The following is a 16,968-nucleotide window of genomic DNA, read 5'->3' as shown; positions in this document are numbered from 1 at the left end:
AAAAAAATACAGTCATGAATTGGGTTATTTTAATTATCGGTGGATTATTTGAAGTTGGTTTTACCTTTTGCTTAGGGAAAGCGAAGGAAGCTTCCGGGAATTTAGCATACATCTGGTACAGTGCATTTGCATGTTGCCTGGTTATGAGCATGTATTTGCTAATCAAAGCGACACAAACATTACCATTGGGAACGGCTTATGCTGTCTGGACAGGCATTGGGGCTGTAGGAACGGTACTCGTCGGAATCTTCGTTTTTAAGGAGCCTGCCACTTTTCTCCGCATCCTGTTCATTGCTACACTGATCGGATCAATTATCGGGTTAAAAGCGGTTTCATCGCATTGATTTGTCAAAGAGCTTTCTGAATAAATATGCATAATAATTGACTCAAAAAGCTCTTCTGTTTGATTATTTCGGTTGTAAAATCAGAATCAATTTATTAAAATCTGCAGCAGCATTTATCACGGTCTCATAGGAAACATAGTCAGTTGCTTCAAAATAAATTTCATTGTACCATTCCTTTACGTTGATTTTAAGTACATTTCCGTCAACGATATATGAAGAAACAAATCCGATACTTCCTGTAGCCCCGAAAGGGACAACATTGACAGCTACATCCTGTAAGTTTTTTACGCTGTATCCATCCGGAATTTCAATTTCAATTACTCGGTCATATATTCGTGCATGTGGAGACTCTACAGGTAATAAACGTGATTCACGATTATACAACTCTGATTGCGGACCTATTAATAACCCAGCTTTCAGTAAGAGTTTATCCCCTCCCTTTTCAATAAAATTTTTGCTCGTAAAACTCGCTTTTCCGATTAATGGATTTTTTCCGAATGAAGTGGTAGCATCATTTTTAAAAGTCATCTCATCCAGTAGTGCTCCTTCATCAATATAAGTCAAATATTCTTCCCTTACCTCTTTCTTTTGATCCTCCATCATATAATCCAACGGCACCTGATAAGGTAATGCTTTGTAACCAGTAGTTACCCGTTCCACAGTAATTTTATTCTCCGTTTTATCGTCACTAAACGCTAATTTAACTGACAGCTTATCGATGGATTCAGTGGCCGGCACATAAGCAATGCTTTTAATTTCACTAACTCCTGTCAAAATATCCTGTACTTTTATTTCTCTGATGAAAAGCCCTTTCTGAAATGTAAGTTCATCCGGGGGAAATCCATACCGGGACATTAACTCTTCTGAAACATATTTGCCGGTATTGGGAAAGTACAATAAGTAATTATTTAAAAAATTATACGCTTCATACTTTGTACTGAACTTATCTTCATATCGATTGCATGTCAACACAATTTCATAAGGAATGGATAATTCTCTGAGGGTGTTCAGGAATATCCGAAAAAAACCACTGGTAGACATAATGTGATTTTTTAAAATACTTTCAATATCACTTCCTTTTTCAATGGATTGATCTACGATATAAAATCCATGTTTAAATTCGTTTTCAATTGTTCTGATTTTATCTTCTTCATCTTGAATAGCATTAAGATCCAGCGATTTTAAAAACTTTTTCAATGCTGCACTCTCTTTCTTTGACATCGAAGAAAAGAGTGATTCATGCACATTGTGTGTAACGTCACTATATGAATAGAAATTCCCTTTGCGTGTATTCAGATTTTTGTCCAATTTGTAATAAATCTTTTTCAAATTAGCTCCATATGCTGCCCAATCTTCTTCCTTCAATTGTTTTACTTCGTCTAAATGCACATATAAGCGTCTGTATCCCTCACGGGCAATTGTATCTTCAATTAGTTGCGGAGCATCATTGGCAGCATAAAAAGCATACGATAAATAATCGGGAGAAATAACTTCAAAATCAACATTTTTATAGAGACTTGCTCCTTGTAACCTAATCGATGCTCCTGTCAATCTTGCCGGAAATGATGCCAACTCGAGAATCTCTACCGTACTTCCTTTTTCAATCCCTTCAAATGCAAAATATTTGTACTCAACTTCTCCATCTTCATTCAATGCTTCTTTAATATCGGATGCATTCTGAACAACAATATCTCCGTTAGGTTTTATAACACGAGCTTTTTGAAAACGGACATCAACTGCTCCGAAATGATTCAAATACCATTTATTATGATGTTCAATTCCCTTATCTGTGTTCAAGCGTATTATTTTATGTGACAGACGGTACTCAAGTGCCCGTTCCTCCGAAATAAAGAGTTGAATGCAATCTTTTCGTTTCAGATACACTTCGTCCAACTTTAACTCTTCATTTGTTAACTCATATTTGTCCGGAACAGCTGTCCAATCATATGATGCGTAATAAAAATCCTGCGCGTCTGAAAAGAAGCTGATCGCCAGGAGAATGGTACAGATTGTATATTTCATTTTCATTATTTATTTTCCTTTTACTAGAACGACCGAACTGCCCAATGCCTTATCAACAATAGAAACAAAACTGTTCCACAGATGAAATTCGTTTGGCTGTAGGTATAAAAATTTAAACATGGTATTCATCTTCATTCGCACAAGATTATCTACTAATTCGTATTCTATTTTAAATGAAATCTTATCCGAAGAAAAGACCAGGGATTCAGGAAGATCTTTCACAATCATTCCTTCAGGGATAATCAATTCAGTTACATAGTAGTTGTCTGAATAGAAGTCAAAGCTGAAGGGGCTCTTTCTGTTCGCTTTTAATTGCTTTTCCTTGTATATACTTTTGTCAAGAATTAAATTGACAAATATTTCATCTTCAAATGCCGTGACATAGTTATCTGCATCAAACGAATAATCAAACACAACAGGTTCACTCCTGTTAGTGTTCATTTGTATTGTTGATTTTGTCACTTTATAAGAATTGTTTCCCAGATTACTGAATTTCTCTATTTTTTTCTCATCCGTAAGATCAGTCATATAGGAGAACCGCGTGCGGAAAATCCAATTATAATACCCCATCAATGTTTGCCTGCCTGTTCCTATAATCTTTCTGTTTTTGATTTCAATACGTGTTGTATTATTGTATACAGTCACTTGTTCATCCGGAACAGGAACTTGTTCAATGTGGTACTCATTTCTTCCTCCAAAAATAAGGGCCTCTTTTCCCTGAATAGAGAATGCCGGGATGTCGATGGATTGCATCTCGGATGTCGCATCCAGAAAATAGGTTTTACCTTCTGTCTCATAAACGGCAATCATGTGGTTGTCAACAATGGAGCTAGGGAAATCGCTGTACCTGAATGGCAAACTATTTGTTCCAATCCATGCAATCTTACCTTTAATACCAGCTACCTCCATTATTTTGTAGATCAGTACAGCCATATCTTTACAGTCCCCATACCTTTTTTCACATATCTGATTCGGCATCCTCGGAATGTATCCTTCTTCTCCCTCTTCAAAAGCGATGTACTTAATATGATCCTGCACCCAGTAATAAATTGCTTTTACCTTGTCCATCTCATTGTCAATGCCTGAGGTAATTGAATTTGCTGTAATTATTAGACTTTCCGAAGGTTGTTCAGTAAGTGCTTTTTCCACATTCTCAGCATACCACCCAACCAGGTCATCCAGATTTCCAAGCACGTTGATTCGCTTTCCCTTGATATAATAATGACTAATTTGACAATACGTGCTGGGGAAAAAATAAATCGGATTTGGGGCATACGCATCCACTCTGAAGTCGGGCACTTTTGTACATGTCCATGTCCAAATTCTTCGATTTTTAACATGTGTTTCTTTAAAGTAGATTTCATAACCATCGAAGTTGAAATCGTAGCGAATCAGGTGAACGGATGTATCATGATCAATCGTGAAAGTCGACTTTTCAAGTGGATAATAAGAAAAAAAGCGATGTCCATGCGGAAACCGGTGCTCCGAATAATCAACCGTGTAACTTAAATGCTTAACAGATCCTTCTTCCAATCCGGGATAGAAAAATGAAAGTGTTTTCATATCATCATGAAAGATGTTGTCATCACGTTCTGCCGTTTTTGTTTTAAAATTCGTCGCTTTAATTTTTTTCGGATTCTTGTTCGTCAATTTATACGAATACGCTTCCATGTTCCTGATTGTTTCAAAGGAAGAATAATCAATTGCTTCTTCTGAGAAGAGTGATACACCTTCATTATTCAGAATCAGATAGTCTTCATCAGATGTCACTGAAACAGCAAATTGATTATTTACAACATCTATTTTTACAACCTCGTTTCTGTTTAGCTGTACCATTTGGTTGCCACTGTATTTTGTCTTATATTCCTGTAAGTTCAACTGGGCACCTACGGAAACGGAAAAAAGAAGTAGTATGGTTAATGGTAGTACAACTAATTGACTAGTTAACTTCAAGCATCTGATCATTATAATAGATATATGTTTTAATTAATTCACCTTTTTCTGAATATACCTTTCGTTCTCCGTTTAATTCACCGAAACGATATGTTGAAGACATTTTTAAAATCCCATTCGAATGGTATTCATAATACATTCCTTCGAGTTCGCCATTTTTGTATGTAGCTTCTGTTTTTTTATTTCCATTCGGGTGGTATTGAATATATTCCCCTTCCGGTTCACCATAATAATAATTACTTGCCGTCATTAATTTCCCATCAGAATAATACTCTTTATACACTCCATTCATTTTTCCATTATAACGGGTTTGCTCTACTGCTTTATTTCCGTTCTGATAGTACACAATAAAACTGCTCTCTCCTTTTTCTATAGGGATATACGGCAATTCGTTTCCGTGTTTGTCCAGATAGCTATACGAGATCAAAACTCCCCGGTCATACATTCTAATCTGTTGGACAGCACCATCATATCCATAAGTGATAACTTTCCCATGTCTGAGATCATCAATATAAACAGCTTCCGTCTCTTTATTTCCGTTGTTATGGTAGAAAACCGTTTCTCCTTCTGATTTTCCGTATTGGTATTTTTGCCTGGTTAAAATTTTCCCATTCTCATAATATTCAATGAGCTCTCCATGAATCTTTCCGTTGATATAATCAACTTTTTTCCAGATCTTCCCATTTAGATCATACCATTTCCACATCCCTTCTCGTTTTCCGTTGACAAAATTCCCCAAGGTAATCAATTGTTGTTTTGCATCGTACCATTTTGCCTCTCCGTCAATAACTCCGCTGTTATAATGGCATTCAAACCGGACAAACGTGCCGGAAGGATCTTTCAATTGTATTTTCCCGTTAAACTGCCCAAAACGCTGCATATCCATCCCATTAGTATCCAGATATATGCTCGCGACACTAATTCCGTCAGAATAAATTTCATAGTTTTCAAGCTTCCCGTTGACAGCATAGTTTCGGTAAAAACCGTGTTGAATACCACGGTTAAATGCATATTCTTCTCTCAACGATCCATCCGGATAATATTCATACCAGTCATTTACGGCTTCTCCCTCACTGTAGCGTCCTTCCTGAATTAAATGACCAAAAACATTATATTTCAGGTAAATCCCATCCAACTCATCATCTTTATACTGGATGATTGACTGTATGTTTCCATTTGGGAAATATGTAAAAACCGTATCCTGAATTATTCCGCTTTTATATTTCTCTGTTTTTTGAAGCACTCCGTAATTATCATAATACTTCCAAATTCCGGATCGTTTATCGTCAATAATTTCTCCTTCACACAACAAATGTCTTGTTGGGTAATAGTTTTCATATTTTAACTTTGCTCCTGATTTCGAAATAGTCTTTATTGATTTCTCTTGCTGATCAAACACTTCTATTTTCTGGATGGAGCCTTTTTTGAAGTCGAATGCAACAAACTTCTTTCCTTCGCTATCAAAATATTCAATCACCCCATTTTCTTTTCCTGCTTCATCGTATTTCCCCTTTGAATAAACAGTTCCATTGGAATAATAAGAAACGTTTTCTCCGAAATACTTACCTGCCATCATTTTTCCTTCTTCCTCCACCTGTCCGTTCGGATAATATTTTTTAAACGCTCCATCAACTTTATCATTCTTAAACGGGTATTCATACTCTAATTGTCCGTTCGGATAATAGCTCTTCTTTTCTCCTGTTATGACTCCCTTTTCAACAGTCACTTTTACACTTAATTTCCCATTTTCATGGTAAGTCTGATACAACCCATTTAGCTCTCCTGCTGTAAATGGTGTAGAAATTTTTAATTGTCCATTTTCATAATAGGTGGTTGCAATTCCATCCCTGAGATTGTCTTTTAACGGAATAATGTCCATGGTCTGTCCTCCCCGATAATAATTAACAACAGTATCGATCATTTTACCGTCTTTATAACGAATCATCTGCTCTATCTCACCAGACTTAAAGTATTTTTTCTGGATACCATTTTCGATATTCTTTGTATATGTTGTCTCTTCAATCAGATTATTTGTAAAAACGTCATATTTTTTTAATACCCCGTCTTTTTCTCCCTGCATGTTCAATGGAACAATCAAATGAAGATTACCCTGCGGGTGATAGTAATACCAATTCCCAATTGGTTTGTTTTCAGCTGTCAACACACCTACAATGGGAGCTGAATCTTTAAATAAAAGCCCTACTTTTTGTTTTTTTCCTTCAAATTCCAAGTACTGGAACATATTATTGTTACTCCAATAGTTTGTTGCCTCTTTCACAAATTTATCAATGACACTTTTTTTTGATGTAACTGTCTTCGCTGTTTTTTCGTTTGTCACCGACTGAAGAGTAAATAAAATCATTGGATCCAATTGTCCGGCATTGTAAATATTTTTATAAAAAGAAAGGTATTGCCGATGCCAGAATCCTTCATCATTCCCATCATATTCAAGAGTAGATAAGATCAAGTGAAGCTGCCTGGCATAGGACGTGGAAACAGTAAATTTCGCTTTATATTTCGGTTGTAAAGCCACCTTATTTGAGAACAAAAGATTAACGTGATCGAATTTATCTCCATTTTCCGATAACACAATGCCTTTTTTAGTTGGTGTAAACGTCCCGTCAGCAATTTCTTCCATGAAAAAAACAACATCTCCTGACTTTTCTCCCTTCGGTTCAATCATCAGGCAGCTTAATAAGCTAAACATCGCTTCTGTATATTTCCCTTCATTTGCAGCAAGGATTCCTAATCTCATATGTGCATCATAGTAATTCATGTTTCTTTGAATAGCCTGTTTATAGGCCTCAAGAGCGTTTTGATACTCTCCCTTTTTTTCATATGTCAATCCCTTCACATGATATAGGATGTGGTTCATGGGATAGTTTTTTATTCCCTCCTCCAACAGTTCAAGAGATGCATCATATTTTTCCTGTCCGTTGTATGACTGTGCAAGAATATAGTATACCGAAGCTCTGTTATTAAAAGCTGATTCATAATTTAATAAAGTTGTGAGAATTTTATCGGACTTTTCAAATTCTTTCATCGACATATACAATAATGCCAGCTCCTTTTGAGCAAGGACATAATTTGTATCATTAATTGATATAGAGTTAAATGAAGCTTCAGCTTTTTGTGGTTCATTGTTCCCTTTGAATTTCAAACCATCCTGCAAAAGTTCAATGGACGTCTTGGTTTGTAGTTTCTTCTGTGCAGTTAAAGCAAATGTAATCCCTGTTAAAAAAAGTAATAATAAACATGTAATTTTCATAGTAAAACTAGTAAAACGATAAAATAGATAAGTGGTATCTCCTGAATAAACTGGTTACTCCGCTCCAAATATGCCAATTTTATTCGAATTTACATGCCATTTTATGAACAAAACCACACTCAAATGTTAAAATCACAACAATTAATTAGTAAAAAACGACATTTCCTTGCAATAATTCACAAGCATACTTTAGTTCCATCAATCGAATTTTCGATTGATTTGAAACGTAATTATCGCATTGATACCGGCTGCACTTTTTCATACAGCACCTGTATTGAAGATTGATTGAACTTTGCCTGCAGCCAGTTTTTAATTTTTTCCGAATCAAGTTGCTTCCCCGATTCATAAATGAAGACCATTTGGTTGGAAACACTGTCATTTTCAATCGTTGCATGTTTTAATTTCCCGATATAAAATTGATGAATTTCCGGGTAAAGAATTCGGATTTCTTTTGTCAGCGTTGTATCACTTATTTTATAGGAATTCAACTCCGTTTGTAACGCGTTGATTTTTAGATCCCGCTCAATTAGTCGCTTATCCTGTGTTCCGATTTCATTCAGAATTTCAGATTTGAGATCAGCGGCATCCTGCTTGATGATCAGTTTTGTATTGTACAATCCGAAATCATCCAACATATTGTTCAGTGTTTTTACTTCCTCCGGTTTAAACTTTTTCACCAGGAAAGCTACTGTAATTGATTTGGGGTTTGCAGCATAATTGATGTCTTTGTAGATCACGGTATATCCGCGGTTGACAAACTCTGTCTCAATAAACCGTTCTGCATTTTGTGAATATTCTTTTTCTTTCAACAGGTTGTATGCTAAATAAAAACTTGGGATGAGCATCAGGAACAACGAGATAACCACAGCATAACGAATTTTCTTTTCCAGCAGTTTATTGGTCTGCTTGACAATATCATATTTGAGGTACCTGACAACCAGAAAGGTTGCTACGCAAATGAAAAAACAGTTAATGGAATACAAATAGAACGCTCCTGCGAAATACGAAAAATTAAAGGTGGCCAATCCATATCCTGCCGTACATAAAGGTGGCATCAAAGCTGTTGCAATCGCTACTCCGGGAATCGGGTTTCCTTTCTCAACGCGTGTGATAGCAACAACGCCCACTACTCCACCAAAAAACGCAATCAATACGTCATAAAACGTGGGGGATGTCCGTGCCAGTAATTCCGACTGAACATCTTTAAACGGACTCAGGTAAAAATAAACAGAAGAAACAAAGATACTTACCAGCGTAGCAATCAACAGGTTTTTCAACGCCCGTTTCATCAAATGGAAGTCAAGCGTAGCCAGCGCAAAACCGGCTCCTACAATCGGCCCCATTAAAGGAGAAATCAACATGGCTCCGATAATAACAGCTGTTGAGTTGACATTCAATCCTACGGAAGCAATGAGTATGGCACATGCCAGAATCCAAAGGTTTGACCCCCTGAAAGGAATATTGGCAGCAACATTTTCCAGCACTTTTTCTTTTCGTTCTTCTCCGTTGTGCAGGTTGATGAAATTCAAAAATTTATTGTCCATGAAGTTGTGTAAATTTTACGTTTAAATATACATTTTTTCAGAAAAATCAACAATAAGAAATTATTTACAGTTATTTTGAAGTGAGCAAATTAATTGACTACTGTTTTTTAAATCGTTCTATCTTTTTTGAAAGCCGTTGTTTTTCATTCAAACAAAGTCAACTATTTTTTGTACATTTCATCTCGTCTATTTTAACCCCTTAGTCGTTGAATAACAATAAGTACATACACCTCATTTCAACTATCTTTATTTCAACCGTCTGGCTGATCAACGGATTGGTGTGTAAAGTTCTTAACCTCGTTCCCAGGCATCAGGAGATTGTTGCCCGGATTTTAAGTGAAGAGTATGCCCGCCCCCTCACCTTCACAATTGGTATCCTGGAAGTTTGCATGTCACTGTGGATTGTGACGGGATATAAATACCGGTTGAATGCCGTTCTTCAGATCATTGTTGTCGGAACCATGAATCTACTGGAATTTTTCATTGCCCCCGATTTATTACTTTGGGGAAAATTCAATAGTTTGTTTGCCTGTTTATTTATATTTATTGTATATGCGAATGCATTTGTTTGGAACGGAAATACACCACAAAACAATCGGTAATAAATTGGTCTAAAAAGGTGGATTCTGAAAAATTAGCCTAAAAAAGATAATTTCAAAAAATTAGCTTATTTAAGTTAATTTTAATACATTTGTTAGAAACAAGTGAACATGACAGCGGTTATCACAGGAGATATTATTCATTCACGAAAGGTAGCTTCGGAAGTATGGCTTCCGAAGCTGAAAACATATTTTGAATCTGTTACAGATCAACCGGGAAGTTGGGAAATTTATCGCGGAGACAGTTTTCAGCTGGAACTTCCCGTTACGGAAGCATTGAGAATTGCATTTTGTATCAAAGCGCTCGTCAAAACAAACAATACAATTGACGTCCGGATGGGAATAGGAATTGGTGACAAGGGCTACACGGGAACAAAGGTAACGGAATCATCCGGAACGGCATTTATCCGCTCAGGGCATCGTTTCGAGCAGTTAAAAGATCAGACACTGGCAATTGAGAGTGCATCGGAAGAGGTGGATGCTGATTTTAATCTCCTGTTAAAATTAGCCGGATTCATTGCTGACAACTGGAAACCCGCTACCTCCGAAACGATTTTCCACATGTTGAACAAGTCGGATTTACTTCAGAAAGAACTTGCACAGCAGTTGGGGAAAAGCAATGCAACTGTTAACAAAGCATTGAAAAGAGGAGCGTACGATGAACTCCTGGAAGTTATTCATTTGTTTAACAAAAAATATGGTCATGGCTGAACTCACATTGAAAATCATTTTTTGTCACCTATTGGGTGATTTCGTTTTGCAAACCAATAAAATGACGGAGGAAATCCGGAAACACAAGTTCAGATCTTCGTCATTGTACATCCATATTGCAATTCACCTGTTGCTGCTGCTTGTCTTTACTCAATTCGAATTAACCTACCTGTTCCCCGTACTTTTACTAACCTTGTCTCATTTCGTTATTGATAGCTGCACCAAAATTCTTTTTGCCAAATCCATCAAGGGAATTTACAACTTCATGATTGACCAGGGATTGCACCTCTTTGCAATCTACCTGTTTGTTTATTATTTCTATGGGACGGAGTTTATTCCATCTTTCCTGTTCGGTACACAGACTTATTTATTGCTGATCAGCATCGTTCTTCTCACTTTTTTCTCGTCCGTAACAATTAAGAAAGTGATGAGTGTATTCAATTACCCGGTACCAAAAGGCGGGTTAAAGGATGCGGGTAAATACATCGGCATCCTGGAACGGTTGTTTATTTTTCTGTTCATTACCATTTCATTTTGGGAAGGGATCGGATTCCTGCTGGCAGCCAAGTCCATTTTCCGGTTCGGAGACCTCAAAGAAAGCAAAGATGTCAAACTGACTGAATACATCTTAATCGGAACCCTGGTGAGTTTTGGAATCGCTATTGTGATTTCCATGCTGTATGTGTACTTAAAAAATATAGTGTAAATGAAGTTCCTGAAGAATCATCCGTTTCCCGTTGAAGCTTTCTTCAAACAATCGGTTGTACTTACGTTTGCTGTTCCGAAAGAACAGTTGCAACAGTTGATACCTGAATGTTTGGAACTCGACACATTGAATAATACATGGGGATTTGTCGCGGTGGCACTTGTTCAGACTTCCGGTTTACGCCCAAAAGGATTTCCTGCATTTATGGGAAATGACTTCTTCCTGACGGGTTACCGGATCTTTGTCCGCTATACCACCAGTAACGGAAAACGCTTACGCGGACTGTACATCCTTCGTTCTGAAACAAACCGGAAGAAAATGGAATTTTTCGGAAATATATTCACTCACTACAATTACACAACAACTGATATCACTCAACAATCAATCGGAACCAAGCAAGTGATTCGTTCAAAGAAATCGGGATTAGATGTCACATTTGACGTATCCGGAGATGAGGTATTGTTACCGGAGTACTCTCCTTTTTCAGATTGGAAAGAAGCTCGCAGGTATGCCGGTCCTCTGCCACATACATTTACGTATAATCAGCAAGATAAAACTGTTTTAATCATTGAAGGAATCCGGCAAAACTGGAACCCAAAACCTGTAAATGTCATCAACTACCAATTTGCTTTTATAGATCAATTGAACCTGGAGGGCATTGTATTGGCAAACGCATTTGAAATCAGCAATGTTCCGTATTATTGGAAAAAAGGAAGAAAGGATCAATGGAAATAAAAAGAAAACCATTTCAGGGAGTAATGAATATTGTCCGGTTTAACCGCCACTTTTATATCATTGCCTTACTTGTACTTTCGGCTGTTGTCCTGTTTCACCATTATTTACCTTTACCTTCCTGGTTACAATCACTTGCGGTAATCGGGGCATTAATCACCCTGCTAATGATCGCGGGATCACTCGCAATCTCTTATTTTATTTACGATTGGTCAGATTTGTATCACCTGAACTGGCTTCCCGACTTGAATCACAAGAAGGTGATGAATATCCATGCGGGATTTGATGAAACGAGTACAATTATCACACAAAAATTCAAAACAGTTAATTTGACCATCTGTGACTTTTACGATCCGCAACAACACACAGAAATTTCCATTCGCAGAGCCCGAAAAATATATCCTCCTCATAGAGAAACAATCGCGGTTGTTACAGATAAACTCCCCTTTCCTACGAATCATTTTGATGTTGTTTCTGTCATTTTTTCGGCACATGAGATTCGTGATGTACAAGAACGTATCCTGTTTTTCAAAGAACTCCGACGGGTTGTTAAACCATTTGGTATGGTCTATGTAACAGAACATTTACGAGATCGTGCTAATTTCGTCGCTTATTCGATCGGGTTCTTTCATTTTTATTCCCGAAAAAGCTGGAGAAATGTATTCAAACATGCGGCATTGACACTCGAATCTGAACTAAAATCAACACCATTTATTTCAACCTTTCAACTTAAAAAACATGGAAATACAGTATAAAATAATCGGTTTTTTACTGATGGCACTTGCGATCGTTCACATCATTTTTCCGCGCTATTTCAATTGGAAACACGAACTCAGTTCCATGAGTCTGATCAATCGTCAAATGATGCAGGTACACACATTTTTCATTGCACTTACCGTATTTCTGATGGGGCTGCTATGTGTGGTTGCAACCGAAGAGCTGATTACCACTCCGCTAGGGCGAATCATTTCACTGGGGTTGGCAATTTTCTGGGGATTCCGATTGTTTTTCCAGTTTTTTGTCTATTCTCCGAAACTCTGGAAAGGAAAGCCATTTGAAACGATTGTACACATCGTATTTTCAATAATCTGGATGTATTTTACTCTTGTATTTATCCGGGGATTCATCGATCCGTACTAACATGGAAGATCACTATAAAGAAACATTCGAAACGTGGAACAAGGTAGCAATGCGTTACCAGGAAAAATTCATGGAACTGGAGATTTATAACAGTACCTACGACGCTTTTCTCGATTCCCTTTCCGGAAATCATCCGAAGGTACTTGAAATCGGTTGTGGCCCGGGAAATATAACGCGTTACCTCCTTTCACAACGCCCCGATTTGCAGCTACTGGGGACCGATATTGCGCCCAATATGATTCAATTAGCTGCAGGCAATAATCCGACAGCGACATTTATACAACTGGATTGCCGGAAACTACATCAATTGACAGGTTTGTTTAACGGTATTATTACCGGATTCTGCATTCCCTATATCAATGAGGAAGAAGTACAAAATCTGTTTGCAGATTGCGGGAATCGTTTGACAAACAACGGTGTATTGTACCTGAGTTTTGTGGAAGGAGATGCTGCGCAATCAGGTTTTCAAACAGGAAGCAGCGGCGACAGGGTTTATTTTTATTACCATCAGTTAACCGTTATTACGCAACTTCTGAACCATTTCGGATTTATCCAACCGGAAGTGTTTCACATCCCCTATACACTTTCGGACGATCACACCGTTATTCATACCGTTGTGATCGCTCGAAAAGAACATTAGTTCAGGGCTCGCTAAGCAGTTTATCCCCCATTAGTTTATAATCATTCAATGTTTCCAAAAAGCGTTTCAGGTGCTTTTTATCATCTGCGGATAATGGAATCCCGTTTTGTAATAACGGATCCAGGTTGGCATGTGCTTTCACACCACTGTTGTAATGTTCAAGCACCTGGTCAATTGTAAAAAAACGCCCGTCGTGCATATATGGATACGTCAGCAATACATTTCGCAGAGTCGGAACTTTAAACCGCCCTCTGTCGGATTCATTTTGTGTGATCAAAAACCGGCCATCGTCAACGGAAATGACATCCAATCCATTGTTCCGGAACGAAAAATCGGTAAACAAAGGTTCCGTATGACAGGATGCGCATTTTTGTAAAAACAGTTCATATCCTGCCTGTTGTTCAGCTGTAAAAGACGCTTCACCTTTCATTACTTTGTCGTACTGAGTACCATCTGAAATAATCATAAGCATATATTGTGTCAACGAGACAAACAATTGCTGATCAGTCACCTCATTTGTCCCGTACACACTTTTAAACCAGTTTCTCCAGTAGTCGGACGCATTCAGTTTCTGGATAACACCCGCCATTGTCTCATTCATTTCCACCGGGTTGGTAATCGGAGCAATGGAAAACAATTCCAGGTGATTCACTCCTCCGTCCCACATAAAATGAGGCTGCCATGCCATGTTGAAAATCGGCGGTGCGTTTCTCGCCCCCACTGCACCACCTACCCCGATACTCAATGCAATATTATGATCTGCAAAGGAATGTGTCTGCGCATGACAGGTAGCACAGGAAACCGTGTTGTCTGAAGATAAGATCGTACTATAAAAAAGTGCTCGCCCCAGCTTAAAATTCGCAGCATTAACCGGCTTTTCTCCCAAAGGGTAAACGGTCGCCGGGAAACCTGGAGGGTACCGAAACGCGATAACCTCTTCCGGAGTTGCGTCAATGACTTCAATCGGGTCTTTTTTACACGCCGTGAGCAACAAAAATCCTGCAACTAAGTAATTAAAATACTTCATATTCAACAAAAAGGTCAGCGAGCCGACAACTCCGGCTCGCTGATCATGATTTAATTCTGAATGGATTTGAACGCAACACCTGAAGTATAAAAATCCGTTGCCATTGTTACTGCATTTGCCCCCGGCATGTGAATCATTCCGACAGCTCCCACAGAACCGGTTGTTGTAAACAACTTTGACGGGTCTGCGGACAAGTTAATTTTACCGTTGCTGGTTGTCGTTACCTGCAGCACTCCTCCGAATCCAGCTGTTTTTAATGTTACAATGTTCGTTGCTCCGGCAAATCCACCCAGGTGAAATGTAAAGGCTCCGCCCATACCTGCCTGTGGAGATAATCCCTCTGCTTTTAACATGATATATCCCGTATTCCAGCTCCAGAACATTCCTGAAGTTGTGGACAGTGCACCTGATTGTGCTCCGCTGACATTTCGCGTGCTGTCAACTCCCATTACGTAAGAAACTTCTGTATAATTACCAACCGGAATTCCCGTAATATTAAGCTGCGTCGAAGATGGTCCGGATACATCAACTAAAAAATAGCTCTCGGGGTGTGTCCACCAACTTCCGTCCTCTTTTTTCAGGCGAACATTCGAAATGAAGTATTTAAACGTTGTGAACGTCAATGTATCGTTTGTCGTGGGGTGTACGTATTCCGTCCCCAATTCAAACGAAGTTGACTCGTTCACCCAGTGGTGACTCAGTGCTACGGTTACTTTCCCTGTTTCTTCCGCAGGAGCTGCATACGTACAGGAACCGTCATCTTTTGTCGCTTCCAGGTTGTAATTGGTTGCGGTAGGGTCAGTACATCCTTTTTTCTTACAGGATGTGATTCCAAATATCCCCGCAAATAATGTCATGATTACTAAATTCTTCATAGTCATTTTTTAATTTCTTTTAATTCTTTACTTAGGGCAGGCACACCACCGTTCTTGTTGCTGTTTCACGGTCTCCTGCTTCATTTTTAATTACTTCTACTTTTACCGTAACGGATGTCGTGTCATACAAATTATTGATCCAGTGTTCATGAAAATTGTATGCCTTAGACGTCACATCATATGCCGTAGTAAACAATACTTCGTTTGTTGTGGCATTCAGCGCAGAAATAACGTAGCCTTTCATTTCTCCGTCACCGGAAACAGTTCCTTCCATGTGCACCTGGTTCCACGAAGGAATGGTATCACCGACAGATGGTTCCGTGAATGTAATTGTTACGTTTTCAGCTCCGTCTTTTTCTTTTTTGCATGCCCCGAACAGCCCTGCCGTCAGCACAATTGCAATTACACAATGTATTTTCATTTTTTGCTGTTAATAAAATAATTTACTCCGCACCGAAGCATTGTTTTCTGTGTCACATAGCCGCTGTTCAGCTGTTGCGCCAACGGAATATAGACCTGCACGTTGATCCCTACATTTCTGTACAACAGAAATACATTGAATTGCCCGTTGTACATGTTTCCGCCATTGAATGTATCTTCGGAAAGTACACCATTCTTACGGTCCTTCCAGTTGTGCATAAAGTTCAACCCGATTTGAGGAATGATTTTCAGGTCTTCGTTAACATCCCAGCGGTAAAAAACCAATTGAGAGATACTCAGTGCATTTCCAAACCGGTATTTGTACTTATTTTCTGTTTTGTAGGTAAATCCTGATTCGTTTTGCAGTCCCCAATTATGGAACTGAACGGAGTAATTGAGGTTTGCGATTACATCCACAGAACCGGTTCCCGGCAACATGTTGATTTCTTCAAATCCCAATTTAAAAAACTGTCCTGTAGGTGTTTTTACTCCCAAACCGATTGTTCCCGAATGACGGACTTTTCTGTTCAGGGAATCCATATTGTCAATAAATACAAAATTTCCCATCGCAACGATGTCACCAAGTCCATGAATGGGAGTTGTAATACTGTCCGTTTTCCGGTTGTATACATATGGGATAAATGCCTGTACATGGAACCGTTTCCCCAGTTTGAAGCGTCCGAACAATTCTGTTGTATTAAACAACTGTGTGGAAATGCCTCTGAATCCATGTCCATCCGGTGCCGGCTGACTTTCAAACCAACGGCTTGTATTGCGGACACCTATGAAATGGTGCTTGCTATTAGGCAGCATTCCGACTGAGAATGCATTTGCCGCGCATCCGCAAATATCACACGCGTGAGAAGTTGTTGTTATCATTCCCAACAACATTCCCACTATATAGTGTTTCATTTTACTCTGATTTAAGTGAATAAAAAACTGTATTTACACAATAAAATCACTCAGGAGGCACAAAAAAATGTACTC

16 protein-coding genes are annotated in these 16,968 nt (G+C 38.4%); 8 read left to right on the top strand and 8 right to left on the bottom strand.

Features of this window, described 5'->3' with window-relative positions; genetic code table 11:
- The first annotated feature begins 14 nt into the window (after positions 1-14).
- The gene (locus H9Y05_RS11170; RefSeq protein ID WP_163491146.1) at positions 15-344 is read left to right on the top strand and encodes a DMT family transporter; all 330 of its coding nucleotides are present in this window, start codon (positions 15-17) and stop codon (positions 342-344) included.
- 63 nt (positions 345-407) lie between these two features.
- On the opposite strand, the gene H9Y05_RS11165 is transcribed toward H9Y05_RS11170, so the two are convergent.
- From H9Y05_RS11165 to H9Y05_RS11150, 4 genes are all read right to left on the bottom strand, one after another.
- A complete protein-coding gene (locus H9Y05_RS11165; protein ID WP_163491144.1) occupies positions 408-2,366 on the bottom strand; it encodes a hypothetical protein in 1,959 nt (652 codons plus the stop codon).
- 9 nt (positions 2,367-2,375) lie between these two features.
- A complete protein-coding gene (locus H9Y05_RS11160; RefSeq protein ID WP_216714335.1) occupies positions 2,376-4,319 on the bottom strand; it encodes a DUF3857 domain-containing protein in 1,944 nt (647 codons plus the stop codon).
- On the bottom strand, positions 4,306-7,587 hold the full coding sequence (locus H9Y05_RS11155) for a toxin-antitoxin system YwqK family antitoxin (RefSeq protein WP_216714334.1): 3,282 nt from the start codon (positions 7,585-7,587) through the stop codon (positions 4,306-4,308). The genes H9Y05_RS11160 and H9Y05_RS11155 overlap by 14 nt, the downstream gene beginning before the upstream one ends.
- Before the next feature lie 230 nt (positions 7,588-7,817).
- Positions 7,818-9,131, bottom strand: a complete 1,314-nt coding sequence (locus H9Y05_RS11150; RefSeq protein WP_216714333.1) for a DUF389 domain-containing protein — start codon at positions 9,129-9,131, stop codon at positions 7,818-7,820.
- Positions 9,132-9,337: 206 nt separating this feature from the next.
- On the opposite strand from H9Y05_RS11150, the gene H9Y05_RS11145 reads away from it, so the two are divergent.
- The 7 genes from H9Y05_RS11145 (at position 9,338) to H9Y05_RS11115 (ending at position 13,659) form a co-directional block, all read left to right on the top strand.
- A complete protein-coding gene (locus H9Y05_RS11145; RefSeq protein ID WP_216714332.1) occupies positions 9,338-9,733 on the top strand; it encodes a DoxX-like family protein in 396 nt (131 codons plus the stop codon).
- 108 nt (positions 9,734-9,841) lie between these two features.
- Positions 9,842-10,441 carry a SatD family protein gene (locus H9Y05_RS11140; RefSeq protein ID WP_216714331.1) on the top strand — a complete coding sequence of 200 codons (600 nt, stop codon included), beginning with the start codon at positions 9,842-9,844 and terminating at the stop codon, positions 10,439-10,441.
- Positions 10,434-11,147: a DUF3307 domain-containing protein gene (locus H9Y05_RS11135; protein ID WP_216714330.1), complete on the top strand. Its 714-nt coding sequence runs from the start codon at positions 10,434-10,436 to the stop codon at positions 11,145-11,147. The genes H9Y05_RS11140 and H9Y05_RS11135 overlap by 8 nt, the downstream gene beginning before the upstream one ends.
- Positions 11,148-11,882, top strand: coding sequence for a DUF2071 domain-containing protein (locus H9Y05_RS11130; protein ID WP_216714329.1), 735 nt, complete (start codon positions 11,148-11,150; stop codon positions 11,880-11,882). It begins immediately after the preceding gene.
- Positions 11,873-12,634, top strand: a complete 762-nt coding sequence (locus tag H9Y05_RS11125; RefSeq protein WP_216714328.1) for a class I SAM-dependent methyltransferase — start codon at positions 11,873-11,875, stop codon at positions 12,632-12,634. The genes H9Y05_RS11130 and H9Y05_RS11125 overlap by 10 nt, the downstream gene beginning before the upstream one ends.
- The gene (locus H9Y05_RS11120; RefSeq protein ID WP_216714327.1) at positions 12,618-13,019 is read left to right on the top strand and encodes a hypothetical protein; all 402 of its coding nucleotides are present in this window, start codon (positions 12,618-12,620) and stop codon (positions 13,017-13,019) included. Before H9Y05_RS11125 ends, H9Y05_RS11120 begins: the two co-directional genes overlap by 17 nt.
- A 1-nt stretch (position 13,020) precedes the next feature.
- The gene (locus tag H9Y05_RS11115; protein ID WP_216714326.1) at positions 13,021-13,659 is read left to right on the top strand and encodes a class I SAM-dependent methyltransferase; all 639 of its coding nucleotides are present in this window, start codon (positions 13,021-13,023) and stop codon (positions 13,657-13,659) included.
- A gap of 1 nt (position 13,660) precedes the next feature.
- On the opposite strand, the gene H9Y05_RS11110 is transcribed toward H9Y05_RS11115, so the two are convergent.
- The 4 genes from H9Y05_RS11110 to H9Y05_RS11095 are packed head-to-tail and all read right to left on the bottom strand — an operon-like array spanning position 13,661 to position 16,893.
- Entirely contained in the window at positions 13,661-14,686 is a 1,026-nt protein-coding gene (locus H9Y05_RS11110; protein WP_216714325.1) for a cytochrome-c peroxidase, read from the bottom strand.
- Between the two features lie 50 nt (positions 14,687-14,736).
- Entirely contained in the window at positions 14,737-15,561 is an 825-nt protein-coding gene (locus tag H9Y05_RS11105; RefSeq protein WP_163490980.1) for an MbnP family protein, read from the bottom strand.
- 31 nt (positions 15,562-15,592) lie between these two features.
- Entirely contained in the window at positions 15,593-15,982 is a 390-nt protein-coding gene (locus H9Y05_RS11100; RefSeq protein ID WP_163491127.1) for a hypothetical protein, read from the bottom strand.
- Positions 15,979-16,893, bottom strand: a complete 915-nt coding sequence (locus H9Y05_RS11095) for a hypothetical protein (protein WP_216714324.1) — start codon at positions 16,891-16,893, stop codon at positions 15,979-15,981. Before H9Y05_RS11095 ends, H9Y05_RS11100 begins: the two co-directional genes overlap by 4 nt.
- Positions 16,894-16,968: the final 75 nt, after the last annotated feature.

Source organism: Taishania pollutisoli, assembly GCF_014518315.1.
Taxonomy (GTDB): Bacteria; Bacteroidota; Bacteroidia; order Flavobacteriales_D; family Crocinitomicaceae; genus Taishania; species Taishania pollutisoli.
The sequence above is the reverse complement of the archived record's forward strand: the minus strand, read 5'-3'. Positions and strand labels throughout refer to the sequence as shown.

Coding starts and splice junctions, on each gene's coding strand:
- H9Y05_RS11150 (WP_216714333.1), bottom strand. CDS start 9,131: ATGGACAATAAATTTTTGAATTTCATCAACCTGCACAACGGAGAAGAA.
- H9Y05_RS11105 (WP_163490980.1), bottom strand. CDS start 15,561: ATGAAGAATTTAGTAATCATGACATTATTTGCGGGGATATTTGGAATC.
- H9Y05_RS11140 (WP_216714331.1), top strand. CDS start 9,842: ATGACAGCGGTTATCACAGGAGATATTATTCATTCACGAAAGGTAGCT.
- H9Y05_RS11130 (WP_216714329.1), top strand. CDS start 11,148: ATGAAGTTCCTGAAGAATCATCCGTTTCCCGTTGAAGCTTTCTTCAAA.
- H9Y05_RS11170 (WP_163491146.1), top strand. CDS start 15: ATGAATTGGGTTATTTTAATTATCGGTGGATTATTTGAAGTTGGTTTT.
- H9Y05_RS11095 (WP_216714324.1), bottom strand. CDS start 16,893: ATGAAACACTATATAGTGGGAATGTTGTTGGGAATGATAACAACAACT.
- H9Y05_RS11125 (WP_216714328.1), top strand. CDS start 11,873: ATGGAAATAAAAAGAAAACCATTTCAGGGAGTAATGAATATTGTCCGG.
- H9Y05_RS11110 (WP_216714325.1), bottom strand. CDS start 14,686: ATGAAGTATTTTAATTACTTAGTTGCAGGATTTTTGTTGCTCACGGCG.
- H9Y05_RS11120 (WP_216714327.1), top strand. CDS start 12,618: ATGGAAATACAGTATAAAATAATCGGTTTTTTACTGATGGCACTTGCG.
- H9Y05_RS11100 (WP_163491127.1), bottom strand. CDS start 15,982: ATGAAAATACATTGTGTAATTGCAATTGTGCTGACGGCAGGGCTGTTC.
- H9Y05_RS11115 (WP_216714326.1), top strand. CDS start 13,021: ATGGAAGATCACTATAAAGAAACATTCGAAACGTGGAACAAGGTAGCA.
- H9Y05_RS11165 (WP_163491144.1), bottom strand. CDS start 2,366: ATGAAATATACAATCTGTACCATTCTCCTGGCGATCAGCTTCTTTTCA.
- H9Y05_RS11155 (WP_216714334.1), bottom strand. CDS start 7,587: ATGAAAATTACATGTTTATTATTACTTTTTTTAACAGGGATTACATTT.
- H9Y05_RS11135 (WP_216714330.1), top strand. CDS start 10,434: ATGGCTGAACTCACATTGAAAATCATTTTTTGTCACCTATTGGGTGAT.